A 13,823-nucleotide genomic window follows, 5' to 3' on the forward strand; every position below is an offset into this window, starting at 1 on the left:
CCCCCGGCGGGATGCGAATCCTGAACTCGAATCGCGCGGACTCAAGGACCGCGCGTCGTCACGGTGACGCGGCCTCCTGCCCGGCCTTGTTGCGGGCGAACAGCTCGCGGAAGACCGGGTAGATGTCGCGGCGGTGGTTGACCTTGCGCATGGCCAGCACCGAATTGGTCTTCGAGACCGGCTCGTAGGTGCGCCACAAGGTGGTGCGGTGCTCGACGAAGCCCGCCCGCGGCCCGCCCTCGTCGCCGACTTCGAGATAGGCGAAGTACTGGCAGGCCGGCAGGATCGCCGAGCGCAAGAGGTCCTGCGACGTGGCGCCGTCGCTCGATACGTTGTCGCCATCCGATGCCTGTGCGGCGTAGATGTTCCAGTCCTCGGGATTGTAGCGCTCGGCGATGATCCGCTTCATCTCGACCAAAGCCGAGGAGACCAGCGTGCCGCCGGTCTCGCGCGAGCCGAAGAACGTCTCCTCGTCGACCTCCTTGGCGTGGTCGGTGTGGCGGATGAAGACGATCTCGACGTGCTTGTAGCGCCGGGTCAGGAAGATGTGGAGCAGAATGTAGAACCGCTTGGCGAGGTCCTTCATGTGCTCGGTCATCGAGCCCGAGACGTCCATCAGGCAGAACATCACCGCCTGGGCCACCGGCCGCGGATAGGGCTCGAAGCGCCGGTAGCGCAGGTCGATCGGGTCGACGTAAGGGATGCGCTGCGAGCGGGTGCGCAGGCGCTCCAGCTCGGCCTTCAATTCGTCGAGGACCACCGCGTCGGGCTGGCTCTCCTCCAGCGCCCTGATTTCGTCTGCCAGGGCCTCCATCTCGACGGATTTGGGCCGTTTCAGCGCGATGCGCCGCGACAGCGAATTGCGCAGGGTCCGCCCGAGCGCCAGGTTGGCGGGCGAGCCCGACACCGTGTAGCCGGCCCGGCGCAGGGTCGCGGTCTCGACCACCGCGAGGCGGCGCTTGGCGAGGTCGGGCAGTTCGAGATCCTCGAGGAAGAGTTCCAGGAATTCCTCGCGGGTGAGGACGAAGCGGAACGTGTCCTCGCCGTCGGCCCCGCCGTCGCTGCCCTCGCCGCTGCCGCCCCCTCCCCCGCCGCCGCCCGGCGGGCGCTCGATCAGGTCACCCTCGATATAGGTCTTGTTGCCCGGCAGGATGTGGTCGTTGATCCCGGTCGAGGGGTTGCGGGTGAATTTCGGCTCACGCACCCCGTCGACCGGAACGGTGACGTTGCCGTCCTTGCCGAGATCCTTGATGTCCTTGTCCCGGGCCGCCTCGCGCACGGCGCGCTGGGCCACGTCGCGGACCCGGCGCAGGAAACGCTGCCGGTTCGCCAGGCTCTTGCCGCCGGGATTGAGGCGTCGATCGATGATGTGCATCCGCTTCGCGCTCTCCGATCGCGCCATCATACCGTATCGGGCATAGTCCCCGCCACCGCTCCTTGGTGGCAGGCCCGCGGAAGACGAACCCGCGGGCCGTGGTGGTTCGATCGCGGTTCAGCCGGCTTGCTTGACGCGCATGTACCACTCGACCAGGCGGCGGACCTGGCGCTCGGTATAGCCGCGGTCCTTCATCCGCTCGACGAACTCGCCGTGCTTCTTCTCGGTCTCGCTGTCCTTCTTCGAACCGAAGGAGATCACCGGCAGGAGTTCCTCGACCTGGCTGAACATCCGCCGCTCGATCACCTCGCGGATCTTCTCGTAGGAGGTCCAGGATGGGTTGCGCCCGCCATGCTGGGCCCGCGAGCGCAGGGCGAACTTCACCACCTCGTTGCGGAAATCCTTCGGGTTGGCGATGCCCGCCGGCTTCTCGATCTTGGTGAGCTCCTGGTTCAGGAGTTCGCGGTTGAGCAGCTGCCCGGTCTCCGGATCCTTGAAGTCCTGGTCCTCGATCCAGGCGTCCGCATAGTCGATGTAGCGGTCGAACAGGTTCTGGCCGTAATCGTGGTACGATTCGAGGTACGCCTTCTGGATCTCGTGGCCGATGAACTCGGCGTAGCGCGGCGCCAGCTCACCCTTGATGAATTCGAGGTAACGCTTCTCGGTCTCAGGCGGCAGCTGCTCGCGGCGCAGCGACTGTTCGAGGACGTACATCAGGTGGACCGGGTCGGCCGAGACCTCGGTGGTGTCGTGGTTGAAGGTGGCGGCCATCACCTTGAAGGCGAAGCGGGTCGAGATCCCGTCCATGCCCTCGTCGACGCCGGCGGTGTCCTTGTATTCCTGCATCGAGCGGGCGCGGGGATCGACCTCGCGCAGGGACTCGCCGTCATAGACCCGCATCTTGGAGAAGACGTTGGAATTCGCGTGCTCGCGCAGCCGCGAGAGCACCGAGAACCGGGCCAGCATCTCCAGCGTGCCGGGGGCGCAGCGGGCGGTGGCCAGCTCGGAACCCGAGACCAGCTTCTCGTAGATCCGCTGTTCCTCGGTCACCCGCAGGCAGTACGGCACCTTGATGACGTAGATGCGGTCGATGAAGGCTTCGTTGTTCTTGTTGGTCTTGAAGCTCTGCCACTCGGCCTCGTTCGAGTGGGCGAGGATGATGCCGGTGAACGGGATCGCGCCGATATTCTCGGTGCCGACATAGTTGCCCTCCTGCGTCGCGGTGAGCAGGGGGTGCAGCATCTTGATCGGCGCCTTGAACATCTCGACGAATTCGAGGATGCCCTGGTTCGCCCGGTTGAGGCCGCCCGAATAGGAATAGGCGTCGGGATCGGCCTGGCTCAGGGTCTCGAGCTTGCGGATGTCGACCTTGCCGACGAGGGACGAGATGTCCTGGTTGTTCTCGTCGCCCGGCTCGGTCTTGGCGATACCGATCTGGCGCAGGCGCGACGGGTTGACCTTGACGACCTTGAACTTGGAGATGTCGCCGCCGAACTCGTCGAGGCGCTTGAGGCACCACGGGCTCATCAGCCCGGTCAGGCGCCGCCGCGGCACGCCGTAGCGCTCCTCGATCATCGGCCCCATCGTCTCGGGGTCGAACAGCACCAGCGGGCTCTCGAAGACCGGGCTCATCTCGTTGCCGGCCTTGAGCACGTAGATGGGATGCACCTCCATCAGGGCCTTGAGCCGCTCGGCCAAGGAGGACTTGCCGCCACCGACCGGCCCGAGCAGGTAGAGGATCTGCTTGCGCTCCTCCAGACCTTGGGCGGCATGGCGGAAGAACGAGACGATCCGCTCGATCGTCTCCTCCATGCCGTAGAACTCGGAAAAGGCGGGATAGGTGCGGATGGTCCGGTTCATGAAGATCCGGCCCAGGCGCGGGTCCCGCGCCGTGTCGATGAACTCGGGCTTGCCGATCGCGTCGAGAATGCGCTCCGGCGCACTCGCGTACATCAGGGGATTGTCACGGCAGGCTTCGAGATATTCGGACAGGGACAGCTCCGCGTCCCGACGGGACTCGTAGCTGCGCGCGAAAGTTTGAAAGAGGTCGCTCGCTGACGGCATTGGCATTCCGGACCCTCACGACATCGCCAGGATCATCCTGTCCCGCCTCGGATGCAATCGATATCCCCATGTTTGTCGCAGCGCGGCGACGTTCGGAGGGATGCGGAGGCGGCCAGGAGCCTGTATGCAGGCCGGCTGCGGGCAAGGCGCGTGCCGCGGCGGCCGGGAAAGTTGCAGATCCGCCAATGCCAAAGCCGGTGCGCGACCGGCCCTGTGCCGTAAAGGACACGCCCGTTCCGGTTTTTCCACACCCCTCGGAGCGTCGTCGTCTGCTCCGCGAGACGCTAGGGGAACGCCGGCCGCGAGGCCGCCGTTCCCGCTTCGTTTCGGATCCCGGGTCAGATCGTCGTGTCGACCGCCGTCACAGGTCGGTCGTGTCTTTCTTCGCGCCGTCCTTCGGCGCGTCCTTCGGGCCCTCCTTGGAGCCCGCGGGCCCGACGGTGAGCTTGATGGTCTGGGTGCTCACGTTGCCGTCGGTGCCCTTGATCTCCACCGTCACCTCGTCGGTGCCGGTGAAGCCCGCCTTGCTCTCGTAGAACAGGGCCTGGACGTTGGCGTCGGCGTTCGGGCAGCGATAGGTGGCGGGGGTCTTCACCTTGCCGGCGCGCTGGATCAGGGCGCCGTTCTTGGGCGGGCTCGTCACCTTCAATTCGGGCTGCGGCCCGAGCGAGCAATCCTTCTTCAGGTTCGGCACCATCACGAGCCGGACCTGCTTGCCGGAGGCGACGGAATGCTCGCGCACCTTGGCGGCCTGCGCGAAAGCGGGGCCGGCGGCCAGCACGGGCCCGGCGGCCATCAGGACGGCGAGCGCCAGGGTCGGGCGGAAATTGCTGGTCATGGGGCTTCAGGCTCTCCAAGGGGATGCCGGCCGCATGTGGGGAGCGGGCCCGGTGCCGTCGAGGGCCGGGGGCGTGTTTCCGGCGCGTAAATCCGTCAGTGCAGAACCAGCATCACGAACAGGTTGAACAGCCCGAGCAGGGCCACCCCGCTGAGCCAGATCCAATAGCCGCGCCCCTCGACCGGATAGTCGCCGATCATCCTAGCTCTCCCCGGGTTCGTCGCCCGTCGCCGCTTGCAACACCGCCAGGGCGGCGCCGGTCACCCGTGCGATCTGCGCCGGCGTGAACTCGCCCGCAAGGGCCGAGGCGAGCCCGCGCTCGATCCGCGCCCGCTCGCCGGCATCGCCGATCGCGTCCGTCGGGATATCGCTCTCGCGCAGGCGGCAGGCGTCGCGGATCGTGTCGGCGGCCTGGCGCAGCACCTGGCGCTGGTCGGGCGTCATGTCCCAGAGCGGTTGGCGCAGCCGCGCGATCACCCGTTTCGCATCGCGATAATCGCGGTCGACCACCGGAATCGCCTCGATCTGGCTCACCAGCAGCACCAGTTCGAGCACGTCGGCGGTCGCTTCCGGGCAGGTGCGGACGATGCGCATCAGCCGGGCGATCAGCTCGGTGGTCGGGGAAGCGTGGCGGCGAGGGTCGGCCATGTGCGAGGAACGCGGGCTCGGTGGTTCGGTTCGGGAGCGCGGCAGAAATACAGAATCGGTATCGCAGCGAACGGTCGCTTCGGCTCGAGGTCCAGAAGCATAGCTTCAAAGGATGCCAAATTCGTGCCGTTTGTGGTTGAAGTTGGTAGACCGTAATCCGAGCGCGGATGCGGTCACGTGCAGATCTGCATCTGCGGTCAGAATCTCGTGCCTATCCGTGCAGCATTCGAGAATCGCTGCATCGGCGACGCCGAGACGCCTGTATTCTTGTCTCGATGTCGCCGCCTTGCTGGTGATATAATGCTCTTGATGTTTATGCACCACGGTTTTGAACACATCCATGATGCGGCTTCGCTCTGGATCGCGGTGCTGCCGCAGCAGATTGGCGGCCTCCGAAACCGTATTTGGCAACAAGATCAGCTTTGGATCGCTACCAAGAAGCTGTATGAGCAAATCAAAATCAGCGATCGTAAAAGAGCTTAAATTTTTGTGCTTGTGAATAATGTCTGCCGATGTTAAGCCGACCGCAAGCAAAACGATAAGCTGCGTGTCAAGCACGATGGTTCGCATCAGTCACCGCCGAGGCTGCGAATCTTGATGGACGGCACCTCATTTTCATTATCAGGCATACGAACAAGCTTGTAATCTCTTTTGTATACCGGAGCGGTCGCGCCCGTCAGAGCCGTGACAATGCCCGGCATACGCTGCTGTCGCAGGAGGCCAAGCGTTATCAGCCAGGCATTGTCCAACCGATCGAATTCGACCTCCTCGAGCCTTATGTCGGAGATTTGCTCGTCGGCGAATACGTTCAAGAGATAATCTTTTGCCTTGGCGACAGCTTGCTTCACGTCCACCTTGCACCTCTATGTCGGCTTCGGCGTTCGGCGCGGGACACCAGTCTACCAGATAGCGCCGTGAAGGCCACTCCGACGAAATCTCGTGCGGTGTCCGATTGATCGCTCGGCGATTGCTGCGCAATCGCGTTCGCGATGCGGAAACCGGCTTCGCTCAAGTGTGTGAAGCGCAGCTTCACCGTCGCGGGCTGGTGACATGCAATCCAGGAGGGATCTTCCGGATTGCATGTCACTCGCAGTCGTCTGAAAGACTCGCAGGACGCAAACCGGCCAGCTGCCGCCGACACGCCCGCAACTCATCGAGCACGGCGTTCAGGCTCGCCCGGTCCGCCCGCCCCAGCGGCGGCGGGGCGGTCTCGGGCTCCGGCTCGTGGTCGGACTCGACGAAGGCGGGGGCGACCTGCTCGCCGCGGCCGACGGCCTGGACGAAGCGCATGCCGCGCTCGCGCAGGATCCGCTGGACGCCGCGGATCGTGTAGCCCTGCCCATAAAGGAGGCGGCGGATGCCGCGCAGGAGGTCGACGTCGTCGGGGCGGTAGTAGCGCCGGTTGCCGCCGCGCTTGAGCGGGCGCACTTGCGTGAAGCGCGTCTCCCAGAAGCGCAGCACGTGCTGGGGCAGGTCGAGGTCCTCGGCGACCTCGCTGATGGTGCGGAAGGCACCGGGTTCTTTCTCAGGCAGAAGGGCGCGACTGGAGGCGTCGGCGCCGCCGGGCTCCGAGACGTCCTCGTCCTCGATCGGCATCCCGGTCATCGGCCCGATCCTGAATCAGCCCGCGCGGTGCCCGGGCGGGCTCAACTGTCGTCTTCGTCCGGAGCGGCGTCGCCGTTGATCCGGGCCTTGAGCACGTTCGAGGGCTTGAACACCATCACCCGGCGCGGCTCGATCGCCACCTCGACACCGGTCTTGGGGTTGCGGCCGACCCGCTTGCCCTTGTCGCGCACCACGAAGGAGCCGAAGGAGGACAGCTTCACGGTCTCGCCGGCAGAGAGGCAGCCGCAGATCTCCGACAGGACCGTCTCCACCAGGGCTGCGGATTCCGTCCGCGACAGGCCGACCCGCTGGTAGACGGCCTCGCTCAGATCGGCCCGCGTGACCGTCTTGCCTGCCATCGTGCTGCTCCCCCGGCGGCTGAATCGCGAACTAACGTATGTCTATGATCGCGCACGCTAATCGGCGATGCGCGCCGGGTCAACCGGGCGTCGGGCGGGTTCCCGGATACTTTGTGGGTCTACCCGTCTCGCCTACCAGCGGATCAGGGCACTGCCCCAGGTGAAGCCGCCGCCGATCGCCTCGATCATCACGAGGTCGCCTCGCTTGATCCGGCCGTCCCGGCAGGCCGCGTCGAGCGCCAGCGGAATCGAGGCCGCCGAGGTGTTGCCGTGGCGGTCGACCGTCAGCACCACCTTCTCGCGGGCGATGCCGAGCTTGTCGGCCGAGGCCTCGATGATCCGCCGGTTGGCCTGGTGCGGCACGAACCAGTCGAGGTCGTCGGCGGTGGTGCCGGTGGCCTCGAAGGCTTGCGCGATCACGTCGGTCACCGAGCCGACGGCGAAGCGGAAGACCTCCTTGCCGACCATGCGCAGCTTGCCGGTGGTGCCGGTCGAGCCGGGCCCGCCATCGACGTAGAGCTTTTCCCGGTGGCGGCCGTCGGCCCGGAGCTGGCTCGTCAGCACGCCGCGGTCGCCGGAATGGCCCTCGCCGGGTTGGGCTTCCAGCACCAGGGCGCCGGCGCCGTCGCCGAACAGCACGCAGGTGGTGCGGTCCTCCCAGTCGAGCAAGCGCGAAAAGGTCTCGGCACCGACGACGAGGGCGCGGGTGGCAGCGCCCGTCACCAGGAACTTGTCGGCGGTGGCGACCGCGTAGACGAAACCGGCGCAGACCGCCTGGAGGTCGAAGGCGGCCCCCGTCCGGATGCCGAGCCCGGCCTGGATCTGCGTCGCCGTCGACGGGAAGGTGTGGTCCGGCGTCGAGGTCGCGCAGATCACGAGGTCGATCGTCGAGGCGTCGATCCCGGCATCCTGCAAGGCGCGCTCCGCCGCCTTGATACCGAGCACCGAGGTGGTCTCGTCCGCTTCGGCGATGTGGCGCTGGCGGATGCCAGTGCGCTGGATGATCCAGTCGTCCGAGGTGTCGACCCGGGCGGCGAGGTCGTCGTTGGTGACGGTGTTCCGCGGCAGGTAGGAGCCGCAGCCCCGCACCACCGAGCGAAGGCGGGTCATGATGCGTCCTCCTTACGCCGAGGCCTGAGCCGGCGTCGCGTCGAGGCGTTCCCGGATCGTCCGCATCAGGTCATGGCGGGCCATGTCGTAGGCAAGGTCGATGGCGGCGGCGAAGCCCTCGGCATCGGCGGCGCCGTGGCTCTTGATGACGATGCCCTCGAGGCCGAGGAACACGCCGCCATTGGCCCGGCTCGGGTTCATCTTCTCGCGCAGCGCGTTGAAGGCGCCGCGGGCGAACAGGTAGCCGATCTTCGCCATCAGGGTGCGGCCCATCGCGCCCTTGAGGTAGGCGGCGATCTGCTTGGCCGTGCCCTCGGCGGTCTTGAGCGCGATGTTGCCGGTGAACCCTTCCGTCACCACCACGTCGACGGTGCCGCGGCCGAGATCGGTGCCCTCGACGAAGCCGTGATAGGCCAGTCCCGTCAGGTCGGATTCGCGCAGCATCCGGGCGGCCTCCTTGACCGCCTCGTTGCCCTTCATCTCCTCGGTGCCGACGTTGAGGAGCCCCACGGTCGGCCGGTCGAGGTCGAACACGATGCGGGCCATCGCGGCGCCCATCACCGCCATGTCGACGAGGTGGTTGGCATCGGTGCCGATGGTGGCGCCGACATCGAGCACCACGCTCTCGCCCCGCACCGTCGGCCACAGGCAGGCGATGGCAGGCCGCTCGATGTGCGACATCGTCTTGAGGCAGATCTTCGACATCGCCATCAGGGCGCCGGTATTGCCGGCCGAGACCGCGGCCTCGGCCTCGCCGTCGCGCACCGCCTGGATCGCCTTCCACATCGAGGACTTGCCGCGGCCGGAGCGCACCGCCTGGCTCGGCTTCTCGTCCATGGCGACCGCCACGGTGGTGTGGCGGATCTCGACGGCGCCCTTCAGGCGCGGCTCGGCCGCGACCAGGGGAGTGAGCACCGCCTCGTCGCCGAACATCAGGAAGGTCGTCTCGGGGTGGCGCTCGCGGGCGAGCCCCGCACCGGGCACGACCGTCGAGGGGCCGTGATCGCCGCCCATCGCGTCGAGCGAGATGCGCACTCTCTGGGACATGGGGGTGTCGAACAGCCTCTCGGATCCACCGGGGACGCGCGAACAGGGGGTCCGCGGCGCGGCGGAAAATAGCGACCCGGGCCCAAGCCGCAAACGAATTCTGAAGTCTTTTCGTGGTGCGGCCGTCCTCAGCCGTCGTTCCCGGATTCTTGCCCAGGCTTCTGGCCCTTGAGGCCCTGGAGCGCCGCGAAGGGTTTCTCCTCCTCGTCCTCCGCCGGCGGCTCGAAGGCGACGCCGGGTTTTCGCGGGTACGGGTCGAGGCCGAGCGCCAGGAACTCGGCGGCGAGGCTGCCGAGGTCGATGCGGCCGTTGACGATCGGGTCGGGGATGTCGGCATCCTCGGCCGGCGTGCCCGCGAAGGCGTCGGGGGCGGCGAAATCGACGTCGACCTCCTCGCTCACGGTGCCGTCGAACGGCTCCAGGGTGACGCTGCAGGTCTGGGTGACGGCCGCCTCGACGGTGCCGGTGACCTGGAGCCGGTGCAGCGAGCCCGAGAGCCGGAAGGTGCCGGTGAGCCGCGTGATGCCCGGCAGACCGAAATCGCGGGCGAGCGCGGCGCGTTCCTCCTCGTTGGCCTCGACGGTGACGGGCTGGCCGGTCTTCAGGGTGCGCTCGACCAGGATCGGGCGGGAGAACGGGCCGACGCTGTCGGGGGTCATCAAGGGCTCCTTCTCGGATCCTGGGAGTGGGGGCGAGGAAACGGGCGCAGCGGCCCGGAGGGGCGCTCGCGCGGTCGGGCCCGGCTCGCCTGGAGATGCGTCGCGGCGCGCCGCGGTGCAAGGGCTTCCCGCGGTGTGCAGGACTGTCCGGCGAGAGACGTGGCGCGTCTCCCCTCTCCCGTGTGGGCTAGCGTGTTCACACTTCTCGGTTCGAGAGCTTCTCCCGGTGAAGGTCGCGCGCCTCTCCTCCCCAGGCGATCTCGGGCTTGCCCGAGATCGCTCAAGCTTGTGGGGAGGAGCTGGAGGTGGGGGTGGTGTCGGATAGAGCGCAGCGGTGCCTCCTGCACCACCCCCACGCGGGATCTTCGATCCCCATAACCCCTCCCCACAAGGGGGAGGGGAAAGCGCGCATATTTACAAAGGGTTAGCTCTCGAAGGAGAAGTGTGAATCCGCTAGCCCACATGGGAGAGGGGATCCCGCGTTCGATTTTCAATGGGATTTCCTCGGACAGCCCTCCCGATGTGGGAACGGCCTTCGCGAGAACGGCCTTCGGTCAGGCCGCGTGGTCGGCAAAGCCCGCCGGATCGGGCAGCACCGGGCCGGTCGCCATCAGGGCGTCGAGGTCCGTGCCGGCTAGCGCGGCATCCGCCGCCGCCACGTAGGCCGCGAGCCCCTTGGCCGCGTCGGGCTCGTCCCGGGCCAGCACGTTGCGGGCGAGCGCCGCCGCCAGGCCGGCGCGGTCGCCGGAATCGAGGGCCGCGTCATAGGCGGCGGCGCGGCCGTAGAACGCCTGGGCCAGCTTCTTCATCCGCTTCGACACCCCCATATCGCCGACCCCGAGTTCCCGCAGCGACGAATCGAGCTGCGCGAACACCGAATTGACGAGGTCCTGGGCGATGTCCGCCGCCGGGGCGGGGAGCCGGCGCAGATGGCGCAGCACCAGGACGACGTGCAGGCATAGGGCCTCGAACCGGCCCTCCACCGTGTCGGGCACGCCGAGATCGAGGTAGAGCGCCGGAACCCGCGCCCCGGCATTGATGCGGATATGCAACGCCTCGATGGCGCGCCGGCGGGCATCCTCGCGGCGGAAGGGGTTTCGCATCATCGTGTAAAGTCTCGCTTCCCACTTCGAGCGGCGCCCGATCGCCTGGCAACCGGTCGCCGCTCCAGGTCTTTGATTCTACCGCATTTTCTTTCGACGTACCGGTTCTCGCCTCGTCGGAAAATGCCCTGGTCCGCGCCGTCGGCGCCGCGTCCCATCCGTGACGGACCATCCGCGGCCGAAGCTTGGCCGTGCCTTGCCAACGCCACAACCCCGGGGTACGGCAGCGGTCGCTTCTCGCGCAAGGCTGCCGTCAGGCCGTCCGACACACTTCCCGCACATGTCTTCCGAGGTCTCGATGCCGCGCCGCTTCACACCGTCGCTCCTCCGCCTCGCCGCGGCCGGCCTGATCGGTCTGTCGGCCGCGGGCTGCGTGATCGGCGAAGAGTTCCGGCACGGCTACATCATCGACGATGCCGCCGTCGCCCAGGTGCGGCCCGGCGCCAGCGCCGAGCAGGTGCTCCAGCTCCTCGGCACGCCCACCACCGTCTCCACGGTCGGCAACAAGTCCTGGTACTACATCAGCCAGAACACCCAGCGCCCGGTGATGTTCATCGGCGAGCGCCCGAAGGACCAGCGCGTCCTGGCGGTGTACTTCAATGCCGGCTTCAAGGTCGAGCGCGTGGCGCTCTACGGCGAGCAGGACGGCAAGGTGTTCGACTTCATCTCCCGCACCACGCCGACCAGCGGCGGCGAGCAGGCCTTCCTCGGCCAGCTGATGCGCGGCCTGACCAAGTTCGAGCCGTTCGGCAACGCGCGGTAAGAGGACGCCTCACAGCCGATCCCAGATAATCCCGGGATGGGCTGTGAGAGTGATACGCTTAGACTGGCCATGGTCTGGGATCCGTACGTCGGCTCGTTGCATGACGATGATCCAGGGCGAAGGTCAATCAATCAGGGCCCATTCGGTTTCCTCCGACGATAAAGTCCCCACGCTCGACCCTCCCCCCTCTGCGGGGGAGGGTGGTCCTTGCGTCAGCAAGGACCGGGAGAGGGGCAGCGCGACGCTTCAGGACAAAGCGCCCGTCAGAACGGTCTCGTTATTTCCGGAAGCGGGGCTCCCCTCTCCCGGCCTGCTCCGCAGGCCACCCTCCCCCGCAGAGGGAGGAGGGTTCGCGCGCGGCGGCCGTCACTCCGCCGCCGCCCGCTCCTCCTCGCTCCCCAGAAATCCCCCGGATTGCCGCGCCCACAGGCGGGCATAGAGCCCCCCGGCCTTGACCAGGTCGGCGTGCCGACCCTCCTCGACGATCTTGCCCCGATCGAGCACCACCAGCCGGTCGAGGGCCGCGATGGTCGAGAGGCGGTGGGCGATGGCGAGCACGGTCTTGCCCTGCATCAGCCGGTCGAGGGAGCCCTGGATCGCCGCCTCGACCTCCGAATCGAGGGCCGAGGTCGCCTCGTCGAGGATCAGGATCGGCGCGTCCTTCAGGATCACCCGGGCGATGGCGATGCGCTGGCGCTGGCCGCCCGACAGCTTGACGCCGCGCTCGCCGACCTGGGCGTCGTAGCCGCCGCGGCCCTTGTGGTCGGTGAGGTCGCGGATGAAGGCGTCGGCATGCGCGGCCTTGGCGGCCGCGACGATCTCCGCCTCGGTCGCGTCCTCACGGCCATACGCGATGTTGTCGCGGATCGAGCGGTGCAGGAGCGAGGTATCCTGCGTCACCACGGCGATCTGCCGCCGCAGGGACCCTTGGGTCACCTGCGCGATGTCCTGCCCATCGATCAGGATGCGCCCGCCCTCGAGATCGTGCAGGCGCAGGAGCAGGGAGGTCAGCGTGGTCTTGCCCGCCCCGCTCGGGCCGACGAGGCCGACCTTCTCGCCCGGGGCGATGCGCAAGGTCAGGTCCTCGATGATCCCGGTATCGTCACGCCCGTAATGGAAGCTCACGCCCTCGAACCGCAACTCGCCGCCGGTCACCGCGAGGTCGCGGGCATCCGGCCTGTCGATGAGGGCGTGGGGCAGTGCGATGGTCTGCATGCTCTCCTGCACCACGCCGATATTCTCGAAGAGCCCGCGCACGGTCTGCATCACCCAGCCCGACATCGCGATCAGCCGAAGCACCAGGGCGAGGCCCGCCGCCCCCTCCCCGGTGGTCATCTGCCCGCGCGACCACAGGGCCAGCACCACGCCTGCGGTCACCACGATCAGGGTGCTGTTGAGGAGCGACAGCGCGGCGGTGACGGCGGTGATGAGCCGGAACGAGTGCAGGTAGGCGTCGGTGTGCTCGGTCGTGGCGGCCTGCACCGCCGAGCGCTCCTCCCGGTCGCGGGCGAAGAGCTTGACGGTCAGGATGTTGGTGTAGCTGTCGACGATGCGGCCGACGAGGGCCGAGCGGGTATCGGCGACCTTGAGCGAGCGCGCCCTGGCGCGCGGCACGAAAAAGGCGGTGAGCCCGGCATAGGCCAGGATCCACATCAGGACCGGCAGCATCAGCCACGGGCTGATCGAGCCGAACAGGCTCACCGCGGTGACCGCGAAGATCGCCACGTAGAGCAGCGTGTCGATGACCACGATGGCGAGTTCGCGCACCGCCACCCCGACCTGCGTCACCCGGTTGGCGAGCCGCCCGGCGAAATCGGCCTGGAAATACGAGAGAGCGTGGCCGAGCGTATAGAGATGGGTGCGCCAACGGATCAGGCTGGTGGTCTGCGGCACCACGAACTGGTTCGACAGCACCTCGTGCAGCCAGGACAGGACCGGGCGCGCCACCAGGATCAGGGCGGCGGCCAGCATCAGCCCGGTGCCGTGGTCGCGCCAGAGGGTCTCCGGGCCGGTTTTGGCCAGGATGTCGACGAACCAGCCCATCAGCAGGTAGAGCGAGGCCTCGACGCTGCCGGCGGCAAGCGCCACCACGAACAGGATCGCCAGCGGGCCCCGCACCGGCCGCAGGTAGAACCATGCGAAGCCCGCCACCGTGTTGGGCGGGCGACGCGCCTCCTCGAAGGGGGCGAAGGGATCGATGCGGCGCTCGAGCCAGTCGAGGAACATGCGGGCTTCCCGAAGGTGACGGGGTC

General features: G+C 67.5%; 14 protein-coding genes. 1 reads left to right on the forward strand and 13 read right to left on the reverse strand.

Annotated features, from left to right (window positions below):
- Positions 1 to 58: 58 nt before the first annotated feature.
- From HBB12_RS09745 to HBB12_RS09800, 12 genes are all read right to left on the reverse strand, one after another.
- Positions 59 to 1,375 (reverse strand): YeaH/YhbH family protein, encoded by a 1,317-nt coding sequence (locus HBB12_RS09745; protein WP_236989163.1) that lies wholly within the window; start codon positions 1,373 to 1,375, stop codon positions 59 to 61.
- 117 nt (positions 1,376 to 1,492) lie between these two features.
- Positions 1,493 to 3,445 (reverse strand): PrkA family serine protein kinase, encoded by a 1,953-nt coding sequence (locus tag HBB12_RS09750; protein WP_203158813.1) that lies wholly within the window; start codon positions 3,443 to 3,445, stop codon positions 1,493 to 1,495.
- Positions 3,446 to 3,800: 355 nt separating this feature from the next.
- Positions 3,801 to 4,277 (reverse strand): 4-aminobutyrate aminotransferase, encoded by a 477-nt coding sequence (locus HBB12_RS09755; protein ID WP_236989164.1) that lies wholly within the window; start codon positions 4,275 to 4,277, stop codon positions 3,801 to 3,803.
- Between the two features lie 201 nt (positions 4,278 to 4,478).
- Positions 4,479 to 4,925, reverse strand: coding sequence for a hypothetical protein (locus HBB12_RS09760; RefSeq protein ID WP_236989165.1), 447 nt, complete (start codon positions 4,923 to 4,925; stop codon positions 4,479 to 4,481).
- Positions 4,926 to 5,030: 105 nt separating this feature from the next.
- Positions 5,031 to 5,495 (reverse strand): PIN domain-containing protein, encoded by a 465-nt coding sequence (locus tag HBB12_RS09765; RefSeq protein WP_236989166.1) that lies wholly within the window; start codon positions 5,493 to 5,495, stop codon positions 5,031 to 5,033.
- Entirely contained in the window at positions 5,495 to 5,773 is a 279-nt protein-coding gene (locus HBB12_RS09770) for a hypothetical protein (RefSeq protein WP_236989167.1), read from the reverse strand. The genes HBB12_RS09765 and HBB12_RS09770 overlap by 1 nt, the downstream gene beginning before the upstream one ends.
- A gap of 235 nt (positions 5,774 to 6,008) precedes the next feature.
- A complete protein-coding gene (locus HBB12_RS09775) occupies positions 6,009 to 6,530 on the reverse strand; it encodes a MerR family transcriptional regulator (protein WP_236989168.1) in 522 nt (173 codons plus the stop codon).
- Between the two features lie 41 nt (positions 6,531 to 6,571).
- Complete coding sequence (locus tag HBB12_RS09780) at positions 6,572 to 6,889, reverse strand: integration host factor subunit alpha (RefSeq protein WP_236989169.1); 318 nt, start codon at positions 6,887 to 6,889, stop codon at positions 6,572 to 6,574.
- A 132-nt stretch (positions 6,890 to 7,021) separates the two neighbouring features.
- Positions 7,022 to 7,999: a beta-ketoacyl-ACP synthase III gene (locus HBB12_RS09785; RefSeq protein WP_236989170.1), complete on the reverse strand. Its 978-nt coding sequence runs from the start codon at positions 7,997 to 7,999 to the stop codon at positions 7,022 to 7,024.
- A 12-nt stretch (positions 8,000 to 8,011) separates the two neighbouring features.
- Positions 8,012 to 9,046: a phosphate acyltransferase PlsX gene (gene plsX / locus HBB12_RS09790; protein WP_236989171.1), complete on the reverse strand. Its 1,035-nt coding sequence runs from the start codon at positions 9,044 to 9,046 to the stop codon at positions 8,012 to 8,014.
- A gap of 128 nt (positions 9,047 to 9,174) precedes the next feature.
- Entirely contained in the window at positions 9,175 to 9,705 is a 531-nt protein-coding gene (locus HBB12_RS09795) for a YceD family protein (protein ID WP_236989172.1), read from the reverse strand.
- Between the two features lie 554 nt (positions 9,706 to 10,259).
- Positions 10,260 to 10,811 (reverse strand): ubiquinol-cytochrome C chaperone family protein, encoded by a 552-nt coding sequence (locus tag HBB12_RS09800; protein WP_236989174.1) that lies wholly within the window; start codon positions 10,809 to 10,811, stop codon positions 10,260 to 10,262.
- A 295-nt stretch (positions 10,812 to 11,106) separates the two neighbouring features.
- Between HBB12_RS09800 and HBB12_RS09805 the strand changes: the two genes are divergently transcribed.
- Complete coding sequence (locus HBB12_RS09805) at positions 11,107 to 11,571, forward strand: outer membrane protein assembly factor BamE (protein WP_093569933.1); 465 nt, start codon at positions 11,107 to 11,109, stop codon at positions 11,569 to 11,571.
- A 366-nt stretch (positions 11,572 to 11,937) separates the two neighbouring features.
- Here HBB12_RS09805 and HBB12_RS09810 read toward each other — a convergent pair whose 3' ends face one another.
- On the reverse strand, positions 11,938 to 13,797 hold the full coding sequence (locus HBB12_RS09810) for an ABC transporter ATP-binding protein (RefSeq protein WP_236989175.1): 1,860 nt from the start codon (positions 13,795 to 13,797) through the stop codon (positions 11,938 to 11,940).
- Positions 13,798 to 13,823 lie beyond the last annotated feature (26 nt).

Source organism: Methylobacterium sp. SyP6R, assembly GCF_019216885.1.
In the GTDB taxonomy this organism is placed as follows: domain Bacteria; phylum Pseudomonadota; class Alphaproteobacteria; order Rhizobiales; family Beijerinckiaceae; genus Methylobacterium.